This is a genomic window from Mammaliicoccus sp. G-M28 (assembly GCF_022386595.1).
Lineage (GTDB): Bacteria > Bacillota > Bacilli > Staphylococcales > Staphylococcaceae > Mammaliicoccus > Mammaliicoccus fleurettii.
Genome location: NZ_JAJNIF010000014.1, coordinates 1 through 16,502 on the forward strand (window position 1 = coordinate 1; position 16,502 = coordinate 16,502).

Below are 16,502 nucleotides of genomic sequence, written 5' to 3' on the forward strand. Positions count from 1 at the left end.
ACCAACGACAGAGGAACCGACGACAGAGGAACCAACAACTGAAGAGCCAACAACGGAGGAACCGACGAGAGAGGAACCAACAACTGAAGAGCCAACAACGGAGGAACCGACGAGAGAGGAACCGACGACAGAGGAATCAACAACAGAAGAACCGACAACGGAAGAGCCAACAACAGGTAAACCGACGACAGAAGGATCTACGTCAGGGAAGTCTAAGCCGGAAGATTCAACTATGAAAGAACAAAACAAGAATGAAAAAAATAAAGAAAATAAACAAGGTGTTTTACCAAATACTGGTGAAGCTATCCAAAATCATCCTATAGTAACTACGTTTATTATAATGATTTTGATGGTACTTGGAATTGTATTAGTTTCATTCAGACGTAAGAACTAAATTTATAACTCATTATCCACAACATAAAAACATCCCAATTCGAAATTAAATCTTTCGGGTTGGGATGTTTGTTTTGTATAAGTATGATTTATTGTTTTACTTGTAGTCTTTGTTTTGCTGAATGTGTGCGGGTTGTTACTTCTTGTGGGGATACTGCTTTTCCTAATCCAAAGTTAGGCATGTTAAGATAAATATTTTCATAATTATTTTCTTTAACGTTATATGTTTCGTGATAAAAACCTACTGCATTATTACCTTTAAGTTGCTTACTAAATCTTTTCCAAGCTTTTAAGTGTTTAGGCATTTTTGAATATGTTAATAATGATTCGTTTGAATCCCAGTATTGTATGATATTTACGCCTTTATATTTAAAGAACATTTCAAATGATAGACAGCCTATTGATTTATGATTTGATAATTCTTTAAGCATCGCTGGCATTGCTAAAATGACAGGTAGCCATTTATGGACTTGTAAAGGTTTGTTGATGTGAACGCCTATTAAAAATACAGTGACATCCTTTTCGGGAACTACTGTAAATCTTCCTTTATTCATTTTGATCAACCCTTTTCCCTTTAATATAAGTATTGATTTCATTAATTGTTTTTTTATTTTTCTTATTAAGTATTGTCCAAATAATAAAGTAAACCACAATAAATGTGATGAAGAAAATTAATATTGCCGACACTTTGAAGGGGAACCATCCTGCTAGTATAGCTAATGGGAAAAATATAATTAACATGATTAGAAAATGAAGAATAGTCGTTATGATTCTAGAATATTTAAGGTGTGTAAATATTAATGTGCTTAGGCTGAATGTTATACCTATCATTGCCCAAACACATACGGCTATTATCATAATTTGGATATCATCTAAATATTCAAAGTAAATTTCACCCATATAAGAATGTGGATTAACAGGATCATAACCACCACTAGCAAACAATAGAGAGAAAATAATTGAAATAATGACACCAATTGAGATGCCTATTATCGCACCATTACATAAACGTTTCATAAACCTAATACCTCCTTAATTTCCTTTAAATATCGTCTTGATGAAAAAGTTGTATCATTATTAATAAATTTAATTTCTATAATCCCACTTTTATTTAGTACTAAATGATCTATAAAAGTTACATTTATGATTTCTGATTTGGATATTTGTAAAAAATTATCACTTAAATGCTTTTTTAATTTATAAAGCCTTTCATTATAAATATATTGTCCATTTAATGTATAGATATTTAATAGTTTGTTTTCAATACGAAAACTATAAATATCATTTTGTTTCACAATATGCGTTTCATCACGCCTGTTTTTAACAGGATAGAAAGTTTGATCTGCATGAGTTTGTATTAATTGAATCATTTCTTCTATATTCTGATTGTCAGGATGACAGTTGATGATTAAATCATCTTGTTCTAAAGAAGCGTCATAGTTAACTTTATATTTCATAATGTCCTCCTCCTTAACTAAAGTAAAACAAATTTCGTTGAAAAAAACTATATCATTTCGCTAAGTGGTAAATATAAGTGAGTAAGTGGTAGGGAAAAGTGGAATTGCTTAGTAATAAAATAAAAGAAACCTCAGTCTAACAAGTAGACTGAGGTAAGGCTAACTTATCAAATGTACTTGCTTTATCAGAATACATCCCACTTTTGTAGAACTCTAAAAATTCATCTTTAGATATGACACCATAATTGTTTGTTGCTGAGAAGAGTTATTAAAATTCATGAATAATGAAAACAACTTTATTATGTTAAATAATTTTGAAAAATCTTGAAATATTTGTAATATATCCTATTTTCATTTAACACTTATAGTATAATAATATTATTATTAAGATATGAAGTACAATTTGATTGGGGATGAATAATGATGGAGAGAATGATAGTAGAAAATTTGGATATTGATATAAGAGTTGATTTTGTGGATATGATTAATTATTCATTAGCACAAAATGATTATACTATTATCAAAGATATTCAATTTTTGAATTTAAACGAAGATAGGGATTTTGAGAATTTAAAGTTAAAGATATATTCGAATACCAACTTTATATACAAATTTGAACAAGAAATACCTTACATTGAAAAAGATGATGTATTCACTATTGAAAAACCCAAAATTAATTATAATTATGATTTTTTTAGGGAAATAATAGAAAAAATTACTACACACTTTTTTATTGAGTTATTAGATGAGAAAAACAATACTATTTTTAAACAACCATATAAAATTAATATACTACCTTACCAACATTGGTTAGGTACGCAGATATATCCTTCTCTAACTTGTGCATATATAGTACCAAATGAAAATGAAGTAAGGAGAGTAGTTTCTGAAGCGGGAATGAAACTGAAAGAATGGACTGGAGATCCAAGTTTTAATGGATATCAAACAGGAGATAGCGAGAGCGTTAGATTACAAGTTGCAGCCATTTATGCTTCGTTACAAAAAGAAAATATAGCTTATAAAAACCCACCAGCAAGTTTTGAAAGATTTGGACAAAATATAAGATATCCTCAAGAAATTATTCAATATAAAAATGGAACCTGTTTAGATTTAGCATTCTTTTTTGCTGCATGTTTAGAAGCAGTTGGAATACACTCATTAGTTATTTTTATACATGGTCATGCATTTGCAGGATATTGGTTGTTAGATAAGTCTTTCACTGAACCATACATTTCTGATTTTGCTGCATTATCTAAAAGATTGTCTGATGATATTAAAGATATTGACGTAGTTGAAACAACATCAATAGTTAACGGTAGAGATATATCATTTGAAGAGTCTACTCGTATGGCTAAGAGAAATATTTTAACTCCTTATAATTTTGAAGGAGTTGTTGATGTGAAATGCGGTAGAAATTATGGTATTACACCTGTATTGAGTAAAGAAAATAAATCGGATTTTATAATGGAAGATTATGGGGTTCGTGAAACAGTTACAGATGCACCTAATACTATTATTGAAAGAACTGGAGATATTGAATTTAAAGTTAATCCAGTTGAAAAAACTGATATTTGGAGTAGAAATTTATTAGATCTAACATTGAGAAATCCCATGATAAATTTCAGAATGAATAAAAGTTCTATACAATTAATGGTATATGATGTTGCTACATTAGAAGACGAATTATCTATTCATGAACATTTTAAAATTATAGAAAAACCTAAAGGTATAACATTCCAAGAATCTGGAAATCATATTTTTAATGCAAAGTTACTTGAAGCAGAATTCAAAAATATCATTGATGATGATTTTAAAGAAAATAGACTTAGAAGTTTTCTAACAGAGAATGCTCTAGAAAAACAACTTAAATCGATATATAGAAAAGCTAAATCGAATTTAGATGAAAATGGAGCGAATTCACTGTATATAGCGATTGGGTTTTTAAAATGGTGTGAACCTGGAAATATTCATAAAGTTTATAATGCACCATTACTTTTATTGCCGTTATCAATGGAGAAAAAAAGTGCAGGAAGTAAGCTGCTTGTTGAATTAAGTGATGATGAGCCACAGTTTAATATTACACTAGTTGAATATTTGAGACAAAAATTCAATATAGACTTAAGACACTTAATAGAGTTACCTAAAGACGAAAAAGGGACTGATATTCCACTGCTTTTTTCTGCTATAAGAAAGGCAATAATGGATAAAGATGGTTGGGATATTGAAGAGATTGCTACAATAAGTAACTTTTCATTCAGTAAATTTGTTATGTGGAATGATTTACAAAACAGAGCAGAAGAAATTAATTCAAACTTCAATATACAAGCATTGATAAATGGGAATTATAAAATTGATAGATCACTAGAAGATATAAGTGCTCGTAATATAGAAAAAACAGATAAACCGCATGAATTAAGCATAGGAAGTTCGGTAGACGCTTCTCAATTAGAAGCAATAAAAGCAAGTGAAAAAAGTAGTTTTGTACTACATGGTCCACCAGGTACAGGTAAATCACAAACTATTACGAACATGATAGTTCATAACATAAATAAAGGTAAAAAAGTATTGTTTGTTGCAGAAAAACAAGCAGCTTTAAATGTAGTTAATAATCGTTTAACAAATTTAGGATTAAAAGATTTTACACTAGAGTTACATTCTAATAAAACAAGAAAGTCTAGATTTTTAGAAAAAATAGAAGTAAGCATGAATCAAAACTATGAGATGAAAACATTAAATGTTGAAAGTAAATCAAATGAACTTTATGAGTTGAAAAATGAGCTTAGTACTTATGTTGAAGCACTTCATAGCAGACAAAAAAGTGGGTATAGTTTATACGAATTAATACAAATGCATGAACAATTTGAAAAAGTTCCAAAAATTATAACATTAAATCCAAAAATAGTTGAGAACCTAGAAAATGAAGATATTAGGAAAATAAAAGATATCACATCAATTATAGATAAAACAATAAATCAATTAAAATATGGTATTAATCAACACCCATTAAAAGACTTTAAAGTAAATAAATATAGTATTTCTAAAAAAGATCAATTTTCAACTTTACTAGAAAATATAAAAAATGCAATACCTATAATTAATGAAACAATTAGCAAACATTTTAGTAATGAAGATATAAACACTATCAAAGATTTGTATAATTTTAATAGAGTAATAAATTCTTTAAAAAATTATACATACTCTGTATCAATCAGTGAAGAAATGTATAGTTTATATCAGAATATATCATTAGATAAAGCGTATAAATATGCTAGTTCATTATTAAGAACTTATACTAACACTAATAAATTGATATTAGGCAAATATAATGAAAAAGTACTTAATATTAATGCCCAATACTTAAGTGAAGAATATACAACATTAAAAAATAAAATTTTCAAAAATAAAAAACTTAATAAATTGATTAGTAATTTGGAAATTGAATTGCTCCAAAGTGGAAACTTAACAGAAGAAGAGTTTGTAAATGATATTAAAATAATTGAGGAATATCAAAAAGCTAGAAATGATTTACAAAAGAGTAATGAAAACTTTATTAAATCTTTCGGTGATAGCTGGAAAGGTAAAAATACTGATTTAGATTTATTGAATAATCAAATACAATTTATTAATGAGTTGAATATACATTCATTAGATAATAAAGATAAAAATAAAATTAAAGATATACTTAATTTTAAAATAAATTACACAAATGAATTTAAAATATTAGAAGAACAATTTCTTGTAGTGAATGAGGCGACAAATACTCTAGTCGAAGAGTATAAATATAGTAAAAGTAAGTTAGAAGATCTAAAGCTTAATGAATTAAATGAGAAAATCGATTTATGGTTGAAGGGACATATTGACTTTAAACATTGGACATTAGTAAATGAACAATTTGATAAATTAAAAGAAATTTTAAATACTGATGTTAGGAATATATTTATCGAAAACTCAAAAGATAATAATTTATTTCAATTAATCATGAAGGATTTAATTGAAAAACTTATTCAAAAGTATTTTACTTTGAATTATACTTTAGATTCTTTTAATAGCTTTGAACTAGAACAAAAAATTCAACTTTTAAAAAATAAAGAAAAAGAATTTAGTGATGTAACTATAGAAAACACAATATATAAAATGCAACAAAACTTAACTAATAAACGTGCTAATGAAGCATTTGAAAAAGATTTCTTAGTGTTACAAAAAGCGATAAGAAGTAGAGGAAGAGGCCAATCAATTCGAACAATCTTTAATAATACTTCAAATATTATCCAAGATATATTTCCAGTAATGCTAATGAGTCCATTGTCTATCGCTCAATATATTGATCCAAAATTCCCAAAATTTGATTTAGTTATCTTTGATGAAGCATCTCAAATTCCAACAGATGTCGCAATTGGAGCAATTTCTAGAGCAGAAAATTGTATTATTGTTGGAGATCCAAAGCAAATGCCTCCGACTTCGTTCTTTAGTTCGAATAATAGAGATGAAGATAATCTTGAATTAGAAGACTTAGAAAGTTTATTAGATGATTGTCTGGCTTCAAATTTTCCTGAGAAATATTTAAAATGGCATTATCGTTCTAATCATGAAAGTCTAATACATTATAGTAATTTAACATATTACAACAGTTCACTATTTACGTATCCTTCTTCAGATGCATTATCATCTAAAGTATTTTTCGAAAATGTTAATGGGATATACAAAAGAGGTAGTCATCGAAATAATGAGATAGAAGCTAAAGCAGTTGTAGATGTGTTAATTCAACATTTGAAAAGCAATAGTGATGATTCTATTGGGGTAATAACTTTCAATATACAGCAACAGAATCTCATTGAAGATATGTTTAATATAGTGTTAGTTGACAACCCAGATTTGGATCATAAAAACCAAAATTCTTCAGAACCAATATTTATTAAAAATTTAGAAAATGTTCAGGGTGATGAAAGAGACGTTATTTTGTTTTCAACTACTTTTGGTCCAGATGAGAACAATAACATGACAATGAATTTTGGTCCATTAAATAAAAATGGTGGATGGAGAAGATTGAATGTAGCTATTACCAGAGCTAGAAAAGAAATGAAAGTAATTTCTTCTTTTGATCCTGAAGATATTGATCTTAAACGTACTAAATCTGAAGGTGTAAGAGGTCTAAAAGGATTTCTCCAATATGCTAGGAATGCTAAGTCGTTACCTGCAATTAAAAATAATTTAACTGATGATAAAAATGGAATTGCAACAATTCTTCAAGAAAAACTTTTAGAGCATAATATAGAATCAAAAGTTCATTTAGGAAACTCAGAATATAAAATTGATTTAGCTATTGTTGATCCAAGTAACCCAAATAAATATATCTTAGCAATTTTAATAGACGGTGAACACTATTATAAATCTCAAACATCAAATGATAGAAATGTTATACAACCGAGTGTATTAAATAGTTTAGGCTGGGATATTCATAGAATATGGGCGATTGATTGGTATGAGGATAAGAATAAAGAGGTTGATCGAGTAATTACCAAAATTAAAGAAATGGAAACTCAGAAGGTAAATGAAAAATAAGTTTAAGGAGATTATAGAAAAATGATTAAAAGAACAACTGAACGTACTTTTATTTGGATAGGTATAGCGGTCCAAATATTAATCTTATTAGTTTGTGGATTGCTATTATGGTATTCAAATAGTGATGGTGCTGTTATAGACATGATGAACAGTAACTCTATTTCTATTGATGAAGCCAAATCTACATTAAACATTTTATCTGGATTTATGATAATTGAATTGATTTGGGGAGTCATTTTAATGGGTCTTGCAATAACTTCTATAGTTTGGACAGATAAAAAAACAAGAGTAGCAGGTATTATATTGATAGTTATAGGTATATTATCGATTATATTAAATTGGGTTGCGGTAATTATGTGGATTATAGCAGGTACAATGTTAATTAGAAGAAAACCAAAAACTTCTTTATATAATGAATTTGAAGAAAATAATGAAAGTTTTCAAGATGAAAATCCTTTTTTAACTAATGAAAAAAATAGTAATGATAGTGAAGATTATGTAGAAGAACAAGAAACAAAAAATGACGTTGAGGATCCGTATAAATATTAAATGGTCAAAGTAAAAAAGTAGCCTATATTAGAAATAAAAAACACTTTCCATAAATTCTTATTGAATTTATGGAAAGTGTTTTTATTTGTAAAGCTTTCTATTCCTCAATTATATACCTATAAATTTCATCTTGAACGGGTTTTTCCATGGATAATGTCATCGTTACGACGTTGTTTTTCTTTTCGTTTGGCATGATTGTTTGTTCTGCTGTGCCTTCTAGATAGTGTGCTTTTCCTAGGAAATAATATTCTTTTCCGTCTGCTGAATCTTCTTTTTTAACGAAAATATACATATCTATATTTTTTTCTTTATGTGCCATAATTTCGATTACTTCTTTTGAGTTTAATGTCTTGTCTGATCTTGTGAACCATTTGAGTTCGTCTGGGCTAAGGAATTCATCTTCGTACTTTGTATTATCACTGATATCATCTTGTTTATGATATGTGATAAAGATGGGTAGGGTATTATGTTTAGATTTATATCCATAGATTGTACTGGATTCATCTTTATCCCAGTTTAGTAATTTAACGAAATCTTTTCTTGTATATTTGTTGTATAGGATGAGACGGTTTTGGTTTCCATGATGTGTTGTGTTATTATATTGTGCTAATTGGATTATATCTTCTACATATGTTTTGAAAAGTAGGTTTTCAAGTGATGCCGCAAATGTTTTTGTTAATGTTACTTCATCGTTTGAAATTGTTATGATTGGCTCGCCATATGTTTTGTTTATTGTAACGCTATAGAAGCTATAGTCTAATATTTTTAAAGTTGTTTCGATATCTTTAAGTGTAACTTTAGGATCTACTTTTTGTGCGAGTGTTAATAGTTCTTGTATTTTATGTGGTCTTTCGATTATTGCATTTAAAATTGTATGATCTACGTTCTTTAGTCCGGGTGCTATTTCTCTAGATAAGAATGTTAAATTCAACTTTTCATTCTCAGTTAGTTGGTCTTCTATTTTCTTTGATTTAACAAGAAATTCGTGATAATTTTTATAGTTACTTTCAGATGAATATATGACGCTAGGATCTATAGAGTTCTGTCTAATAAAGTCCATGAGTAAAGGCATTCGACCTATTCTTTGTTCTACTTCGTTATAGGCTTGTTTAATATGAGATGCTGCACTTAATTTGGCTTGTTTGAGTGAATCGTATATTTTCTTTTTAGCGATTTCTTCAAAGTTAATTGTTGAAACACCACTTAAGACAGTATTACTAGTTAAGAATCTTCTATAGTTATCTTTATTTTGTGATTGATCACCGGATAAAGCGACAGGGATTAGGTAGTTCTTTTCATAGTTACCTATAAAGTCTATAACTGTTACATATTCTTTATTATCACTCTTTCTAAGTCCTCTACCAAGTTGTTGAATAAAGATAATACTAGATTCAGTTTCTCTCAACATAACAATTTGGTTTACAGGCGCAATATCTATACCTTCGTTAAATAGATTAACGGTAATGATATAATTGATTTCTCCTGATTTAAGCTGTTCGATCGCTTCTTGTCGTTTTTCTGAATTATCTTCACCTGTTAAAGCTCTTGAAGGTACTTGATGTAATGTTAATTTTTCAGCTAAATCTTTTGCTTCGTCTTTTCTACTAACAAAAATAAGTCCCTTTAATTCATCACCAGAGTATCCATAGTATTGAGTTTTTTCTAATATATGTTTGACTCTTTCATTGGAAGTTAAATCAGTTAAACTACTAAAATCATCAGTAGCTTTACCATCACGAACATAGTCAGTAACGCCAAAATAGTGGAATGGACAAAGTATTTCACTTTCGAGAGCTTTTTGTAATCGGATTTCATAAGCGATATTGTAATCAAACATTTCAAATATGTTTAAGTTATCTGTTCTTTCTGGTGTAGCGGTCATTCCTAGAACGAAATTAGGAGTAAAATAGTTGAACACTTTCTGATATGACTTAGCTGCAGAACGATGAGCTTCATCGTAAACGATATAATCAAAATGATTTTGATCAAACTGACTGTATATATCATCTTTTGATAATGTTTGAATTGTAGCAAATAAATATTTGGAATGAATGGCTTTATTTTTACCAGTTAATAATCCAAAGTCTTCATCTTTGGAAAAAGGTAGTACTTTTTTGAATTCTTCAATTGCTTTCCTTAAGATTTCTTCATTGTGAACAATAAATAAAAATTTATTCGGATTATAGCTTCTGACATCTAGTGCACACAAAATGGTCTTACCCGTACCAGTTGCAGAAATAATGAGTGACTTATCTTTACCACTTTTTCTAAGTTCAGCTAATGAATGTAAAGCTTCTTTTTGCATTATATTCGGTTCGATTTTAACAGCTTGATTGATATTATTTTGAATTTCATTTTGCTCTTGTGTAATACGTATAGCATTCTTTAAATTGCGCTCATCATATGTAAGTTCATATTCTTTAATCCAGGCATTTGATAGTGGGGAACTCTTCTCCCATAGTTCATCAAATTGCGCTTTTACATTATAAACAAGATCACCATTCTTCTGAGTAGAAAGTAAGATATTGTGTTCGTAATTTACTTTTAGTGCATTCGAAGTTAAATTAGAACTTCCAACAATCATAGAAGCATAATGTTCATGCTCAAATACATAACCTTTAGCATGGAATCCGTTGACATCGGTCAGTCTGACATCAACATTATTAAGTTTCAATAATTCTTTATACATTTTAGGTGTATTAAACCCTAAATAGTTAGATGTAATGATTTTACCTTTAATGCCTTTTTGATTTAAATCATAAAGGTGTGATTTTAAACTAGCTAATCCACTTTCAGTAATAAAGGCAACTGAAATCGTAAATGATTTACATTTATATAGTTCATTAATAATCGTTGAAAGTACATTCTCTTCTTTATTATTAATCAATAATTTAGGCATGAAATTACCTTTATGAGAGATAGTACGATCAATAAATCCTTTATGTAGTGACTGATTAAAGTCTTCTAATAAATTATTCATTGTTATCCCTCATCTACAATAATTTTCACAGCAGGTATGTCTGCAGGCGCCCATTCTAACGATTCTAATTCATTAACCTCTAGCCATTTAATACTTTTATGTTCAGTCAAAGTAGGCATCTTTTCTTTTAATTTGCATTTATATGTATGAAGATTAACAATTCCAAAATCATATTCATAAGCAGTAGATGTGATTTTCTCTCCAACTTCTAAATCACATAACATTTCTTCTTTTATTTCACGTTTTAATGCATCAATTTCAGATTCATCTTTTTCAACTTTACCACCAGGAAATTCCCACATTAGAGGTAAACTCATATTTTCATTTCTTTGCGCACAAAGAACTTTATTATTAGAAAAAATGATAGCACCAACAACTTCGATTTGTTTTTTCAAAATATTACCTCCAAAATATCGTATTTATTTATATTTTAACAAAATATTGCCGCTACGGTAATAAAATGTAAATTTACGATCAAGAAAGGTGCAATTTTAGATGATTTTAGTGAAATTTTATATCTGAAAAAATTAGAAATATATATATAATGATGAATGAATAATTGCATATATTTAAAAATTCATTGAAAAAAGTAAAATTACAATATAGACTTGTAATACAAGTGAAAGCGCTTTATTTAAATTTAGGGGGGATTATTTATGAAGTTTCGCTTGATGAGTTTATTAATATGTATGGCATTAATATTAGCTGGATGTAATTTTGAAAAAAAGAAAACATATAACATTGCAACTGCATCAACAGGAGGTACCTATTACCCAATAGGAGTAGGCATGGGGCAACTATGGACTAAACATTATCGAGATCAAAATACTAAATTTAATGGTCAATCTTCTGCTGGTTCAGTAGAAAATATTGATTTAATGAAACAAAATGAAGCCGACTTTTCAATTTTACAAGGTTTGATTTCAACACAAGCATCTCAAGGAACAGGTATTTACAAAGATGAAAAATATGATTCATTACGTTCAATGAGTATGATTTGGCCAAATGTCGAACACTTTGTCTTGAAAAATAGTGATGTAAAAACTGGAACAATTGCTGACATAAAAGGAAGTTCATTTTCAGTGGGACCTAGAGCTAGTGGTACTGAACAGTCAACTTTAATGATGATGAAAGGTATAGGACAAACAAAAAAAGATATTTCACCTGAATATTTAGGTTACGAAGAAACAATATCAGCAATGAGAGATGGAAGATTAGATGGTGGTTCCTTACCAGCAGGTGTACCTGTATCATCTATAACAGATATGTATGCTTCAGGAGTAAATGCATCGATTTTAGAGGTTACTGATAAACAAATGAAAGATATTAATAGCCAAGTAGATACTTGGTATCGTTATACGATTAAAAAAGGTACATATCCAAAACAGAAAAAAGATATTCAAACGATTGCACAACCAAATATACTCGTAACAACTAAAGAGATGGACCCAGATATGGTTTATAACTTAACGAAAATGTTACATGAAAATCGTGATTTCATGATAGATGTACATAACTCAGCGAAAGAAATGAAATTAGAGACTGCTCTTAATGGTTTAAATACGCCTTTGCATGAAGGAGCATATCGATATTATAAAGAAAAAGGTCTTAAAATTGATGACAGATTAATCCCTGAAGAAGTTAAAGAAAAAGAAGGGGGTAATCAAGATGAAAAATAAAGTAGAAAAAGAAGTGATGTCTCAAGTTAGAGAATTACAAGGTGGCAGTAAATATTTATTTAATGGCATAGCAATTATTTTGTCTATATTTGTTTTATCAGCCTCAAGCTTTTTAAACTTACAGACTTTTCATCAAAATTCAATATTCTTAATACTAATAGTATTACTAGGGTTTATGTTATACCCAACTAGTAAAAAAGGAGTTGAAAAAACACGACCTTCTGTTGTTGATATAATTTTCATTGTTTTAACAATAGTGGGTATTGGATACATTATTCTTAATTACACTACTTTACATGTTGATAGAGCATCACAAGCAAATACAACTGATTACATATTTGCTGTCATAGCTATCATAGTGTTATTTGAAATTACAAGAAGAACGATTGGAATTTTCATACCATTACTAAGTATATTTGCAATAATTTATGCCTTATACGGAAATTATTTTCCTATCGATTTTGCACATTCAGGATTTAGTATTAAACGATTATTATATCGTTTCTATATGACTACTGAAGGTATATTTGGTAGTACGCTATCAATTGCAGCAACATACATTATGTTATTCATTTTATTTGGAGCATTTTTAGGAGTAAGTGGTGCAAGTAAATTATTTAATGATTTAGCATTAGCTATAGCAGGTCAGCGTCGTGGAGGTCCTGCACAAGTAGCGGTTATTACAAGTGCTTTAACTGGATCATTAAATGGTAGTGCAGTTGCTAACGTGGCAACTACTGGATCATTTACAATTCCTTTAATGAAAAATATTGGACTAACACCAAGGTTTGCTGGTGGTGTTGAAGCTGCAGCTTCAACTGGTGGTATGATTATGCCACCTATTATGGGGGCTGCTGCATTTATAATGGCAGGTTTTCTTGGTGTGCCATATACAACGATAGTCCTTGCAGGTATTATACCGGCATTATTCTATTATATTGCTTTAGTATGGGCAATTGACACAGAATCAAAGAAGAAAGGATTAAAAGGGGTAAGTAAAGACAGCATTCCTTTAATTAGAGAGGTATTAAAAGAAAGAGGCGCGTTGCTATTACCAATTATAGTTGTAATTGTAGCATTATTAATAGGAAAAACAGCAATATTTGCAGGGTTTTCCGGTATTATATCCGCAATATTAGCTTCATATTTAACTAAGGATAAATCAACAAGAGTAACATTTAAAAAGTTTTTTGAAGCTTTAATTGATGGTGCTAAAGGTTCAATTCAAGTAGCTTTAGCCTGTGCTTCGGTTGGTATAGTAATCGCTACTGTAGGTATGACAGGTGTAGGGTCTATGCTTGCTTATAATGTTATTGATATAGCAGGTGGACACCTAATAGTAATATTAATAATGGTTATGATAACTTGTATAGTACTAAGCTTTGGTTTACCTTCAACTGCTCTATATATAGTAGTTGCAGTTACTGTGGCTCCATCTTTAGTTCAAGCAGGAGTGGAACCACTTGCAGCTCATTTCTTTGTATTTTATTTTGGAGCAATGTCTAATGTAACACCACCAGTTGCACTAGCAGCATATACTGGTGCAGGTATAGCAAATGCTGATCCAGTAAAAACATCTTGGACAGCTTTACGTCTAGCGCTACCTGGATTTATTATTCCATTCTTGCTTGTATATAATCCAGAGCTATTATTAAATAATCCAACTGGTAATATTAATATTGGTGAATTAATTGTAACAATAGTTATTTCATTAGTTGGTATATACGCTTTAGTAGTAGGTATGGGTAATTATTTATTAGTTAAATTAAATATAATAGAAAGAATTTTATTTATAGCGTTTGCTGTAATGCTTATTTTCCCTGAAATGATAACAAGTATTATTGGAATTATAGGTGTTATTTTGATAATTGGGATGCATTATATTAAAACTAAGAAGGTAGGCGTATCCTAAATGGAACATGATAGTTCAAAGCGTTTATCAGAAGTTATATTTGAAGAGCTAGTTACAAGAATAAAAAATAATAAATATAAAATAGGTGACAGACTACCCTCAGAGTCAATATTGTCAAAAGAATTTGAAGTAAGTAGATATCCTATAAGAGAGGCACTAAGCAAGCTTGATTCTATCGGATATATTGAGTCATTTCAAGGTAAAGGTAGTTATGTTATAAATAATGATGCTTCAGATTCTTTTAGACAGCATGCTTTTGGAAGATTTTCAGATAAAGATTTGCTTGATATTTTGGAAATGAGAACCATTATAGAAGTTGAAGCTGCTGGAATTTGTGCTATCAGAAGAACTGAAGAAGATATGACATTTATTGATTATGCATTTCAAGAATATAAAAAAGCACATCAAGATGAATATGCACTTGGTTTAGAAGCAGATTATAATTTTCATAAATGCATAGTGCAATGTACTAAAAATCAATATATGATTAAGACTTTTGAGAATTTAGAAGAAATCCATTTAAATGCATTGGAATATTCATTGAATTTAAATAAAGGCATGATTGAAAAAAGAGAAAGTGTAATTAAAGAGCATGAAATTATATATAATGCCATAAAAAATCAAGAAGAATCTAATGCAAAAAAAGCAATGAAAAAACATTTAGTTACAATGAGAAAGAAATTGGGCGATATAAGGTGCAGGTGATATGTATGAAGAATGTTGGAATTGAAGTAGAAGCTTGTGATATTAATGTGTAAGGAGGATTTTATGAAAACTGATGTAGTAATTATTGGTGGAGGTATTATTGGGTTTAGTACTGGATATCATTTAAAATTACAAAATCCTGAGTTAGATATTTTAGTATTAGAAAAAGAAAAGAGTTTTGCAGAACACCAAACTGGTCATAATAGTGGAGTAATTCATTCAGGCATTTATTATAAGCCAGGTTCACATAAAGCTGAATTTAGTAAAAAGGGTTCACAATCTATGATTGATTTTTGTAAAAAATACAAACTTCCATTTAATCAATGTGGCAAAATAATTGTTGCTACAGCTGAAGAAGAGTTAAAAAAATTACATGAATTATATGAAAGAGGACTACAAAATGGACTTTCAGTAAAATTACTAGATGCGGAAGCAGTAAATAAGATTGAACCATATGTGAATACAGTAGGTGGTATAAAAGTAGAAGAAACGGCGATTGTAGATTATAAAAAAGTAACAAAACAATTTAAATTATTATTTGAAGAATTAGGTGGAAAAGTTGAATTTAATACTCCAGTGACACACATTGAAGTGTCAGAGGATAATATTATTGTAGGAAGCCATAGTAAAAAATTCAGAGCTAAAAATATAATTAATTGTGCTGGTTTATATAGTGATAAAATTGCTCAAATGAGTGGTGTAGATACAGCTATTCAAATCATTCCATTTAGAGGAGAATACTATCAACTTAATACTAATGCTGAAAAATATGTAAATACTTTGATTTATCCAGTACCAAATCCTGATTTGCCTTTTTTAGGAGTACACTTTACAAACATGATTGATGGAGGGGTTGATGTCGGACCAAATGCGGTACTTGGATTAAAAAAAGAAGCATATGGAAAAATAGATTTTCATAAAAATGAAACACTAGAAATTTTAAAATTTCCTGGGTTATATAAGATGGGATTAAAAAATATAAAAGAAGCATTAGGAGAATATTATCGATCCTTTAATAAAAAAGCCTTTGTTAAAAATGCACAAAAACTCATTCCCTCAATAAAAAATGAAGATATCAAACCAATAGAAGCAGGTGTAAGAGCACAAGCAATGTTAAATGATGGTACATTATTAGATGATTTTGTTTTTGAAAAAGGTAAGCATTCATTACATGTTTTAAATGCACCATCACCAGCAGCCACTTGTTCAATAGAAATTGGAAAAGAAATTGCAAAAGAGTATAAAAAACTGTGAAAATAAATTGTTGA

The 16,502-nt window shown here is 29.1% G+C and carries 12 protein-coding genes; 7 read left to right on the top strand and 5 right to left on the bottom strand.

The window, feature by feature from the left end; all coding sequences use genetic code 11:
- A partial coding sequence (locus LQ609_RS10735; protein ID WP_239734720.1) for an LPXTG cell wall anchor domain-containing protein occupies positions 1-394 on the top strand: 394 nt, incomplete at its 5' end.
- An 88-nt stretch (positions 395-482) separates the two neighbouring features.
- Here the strand turns inward: LQ609_RS10735 and LQ609_RS10740 are convergent.
- From LQ609_RS10740 to LQ609_RS10750, 3 genes are read right to left on the bottom strand one after another with little or no spacing between them, the layout of a single operon-like run.
- Positions 483-947 carry a DUF4188 domain-containing protein gene (locus tag LQ609_RS10740; RefSeq protein ID WP_239734721.1) on the bottom strand — a complete coding sequence of 155 codons (465 nt, stop codon included), beginning with the start codon at positions 945-947 and terminating at the stop codon, positions 483-485.
- Complete coding sequence (locus tag LQ609_RS10745) at positions 940-1,410, bottom strand: DUF3021 domain-containing protein (RefSeq protein WP_239734722.1); 471 nt, start codon at positions 1,408-1,410, stop codon at positions 940-942. The genes LQ609_RS10740 and LQ609_RS10745 overlap by 8 nt, the downstream gene beginning before the upstream one ends.
- Positions 1,407-1,850 (bottom strand): LytTR family DNA-binding domain-containing protein, encoded by a 444-nt coding sequence (locus LQ609_RS10750; protein ID WP_239734723.1) that lies wholly within the window; start codon positions 1,848-1,850, stop codon positions 1,407-1,409. The genes LQ609_RS10745 and LQ609_RS10750 overlap by 4 nt, the downstream gene beginning before the upstream one ends.
- 423 nt (positions 1,851-2,273) lie before the next feature.
- Between LQ609_RS10750 and LQ609_RS10755 the strand changes: the two genes are divergently transcribed.
- Positions 2,274-7,409, top strand: a complete 5,136-nt coding sequence (locus LQ609_RS10755; protein WP_239734724.1) for a DUF4011 domain-containing protein — start codon at positions 2,274-2,276, stop codon at positions 7,407-7,409.
- A gap of 21 nt (positions 7,410-7,430) precedes the next feature.
- Positions 7,431-7,958 (top strand): DUF4064 domain-containing protein, encoded by a 528-nt coding sequence (locus LQ609_RS10760; RefSeq protein ID WP_239734725.1) that lies wholly within the window; start codon positions 7,431-7,433, stop codon positions 7,956-7,958.
- Positions 7,959-8,055: 97 nt separating this feature from the next.
- On the opposite strand, the gene LQ609_RS10765 is transcribed toward LQ609_RS10760, so the two are convergent.
- Complete coding sequence (locus LQ609_RS10765; RefSeq protein WP_239734726.1) at positions 8,056-10,938, bottom strand: DEAD/DEAH box helicase; 2,883 nt, start codon at positions 10,936-10,938, stop codon at positions 8,056-8,058.
- A gap of 2 nt (positions 10,939-10,940) precedes the next feature.
- Positions 10,941-11,333 carry a (deoxy)nucleoside triphosphate pyrophosphohydrolase gene (locus LQ609_RS10770; protein WP_078357518.1) on the bottom strand — a complete coding sequence of 131 codons (393 nt, stop codon included), beginning with the start codon at positions 11,331-11,333 and terminating at the stop codon, positions 10,941-10,943.
- A 261-nt stretch (positions 11,334-11,594) separates the two neighbouring features.
- On the opposite strand from LQ609_RS10770, the gene LQ609_RS10775 reads away from it, so the two are divergent.
- The 4 genes from LQ609_RS10775 (at position 11,595) to lhgO (ending at position 16,488) form a co-directional block, all read left to right on the top strand.
- A complete protein-coding gene (locus LQ609_RS10775; protein ID WP_078357517.1) occupies positions 11,595-12,617 on the top strand; it encodes a TAXI family TRAP transporter solute-binding subunit in 1,023 nt (340 codons plus the stop codon).
- Entirely contained in the window at positions 12,607-14,529 is a 1,923-nt protein-coding gene (locus tag LQ609_RS10780) for a TRAP transporter permease (protein WP_239734727.1), read from the top strand. The genes LQ609_RS10775 and LQ609_RS10780 overlap by 11 nt, the downstream gene beginning before the upstream one ends.
- Entirely contained in the window at positions 14,530-15,234 is a 705-nt protein-coding gene (locus LQ609_RS10785; protein WP_078357515.1) for a FadR/GntR family transcriptional regulator, read from the top strand.
- Between the two features lie 63 nt (positions 15,235-15,297).
- A complete protein-coding gene (gene lhgO, locus LQ609_RS10790; RefSeq protein ID WP_239734728.1) occupies positions 15,298-16,488 on the top strand; it encodes an L-2-hydroxyglutarate oxidase in 1,191 nt (396 codons plus the stop codon).
- Positions 16,489-16,502 lie beyond the last annotated feature (14 nt).

Excerpts from the sequence above, each read along its gene's own strand:
- LQ609_RS10740 (WP_239734721.1), bottom strand. The coding sequence starts at position 947 with ATGAATAAAGGAAGATTTACAGTAGTTCCCGAAAAGGATGTCACTGTA.
- LQ609_RS10745 (WP_239734722.1), bottom strand. The coding sequence starts at position 1,410 with ATGAAACGTTTATGTAATGGTGCGATAATAGGCATCTCAATTGGTGTC.
- LQ609_RS10750 (WP_239734723.1), bottom strand. The coding sequence starts at position 1,850 with ATGAAATATAAAGTTAACTATGACGCTTCTTTAGAACAAGATGATTTA.
- LQ609_RS10755 (WP_239734724.1), top strand. The coding sequence starts at position 2,274 with ATGGAGAGAATGATAGTAGAAAATTTGGATATTGATATAAGAGTTGAT.
- LQ609_RS10760 (WP_239734725.1), top strand. The coding sequence starts at position 7,431 with ATGATTAAAAGAACAACTGAACGTACTTTTATTTGGATAGGTATAGCG.
- LQ609_RS10765 (WP_239734726.1), bottom strand. The coding sequence starts at position 10,938 with ATGAATAATTTATTAGAAGACTTTAATCAGTCACTACATAAAGGATTT.
- LQ609_RS10775 (WP_078357517.1), top strand. The coding sequence starts at position 11,595 with ATGAAGTTTCGCTTGATGAGTTTATTAATATGTATGGCATTAATATTA.
- LQ609_RS10780 (WP_239734727.1), top strand. The coding sequence starts at position 12,607 with ATGAAAAATAAAGTAGAAAAAGAAGTGATGTCTCAAGTTAGAGAATTA.
- LQ609_RS10785 (WP_078357515.1), top strand. The coding sequence starts at position 14,530 with ATGGAACATGATAGTTCAAAGCGTTTATCAGAAGTTATATTTGAAGAG.
- lhgO (WP_239734728.1), top strand. The coding sequence starts at position 15,298 with ATGAAAACTGATGTAGTAATTATTGGTGGAGGTATTATTGGGTTTAGT.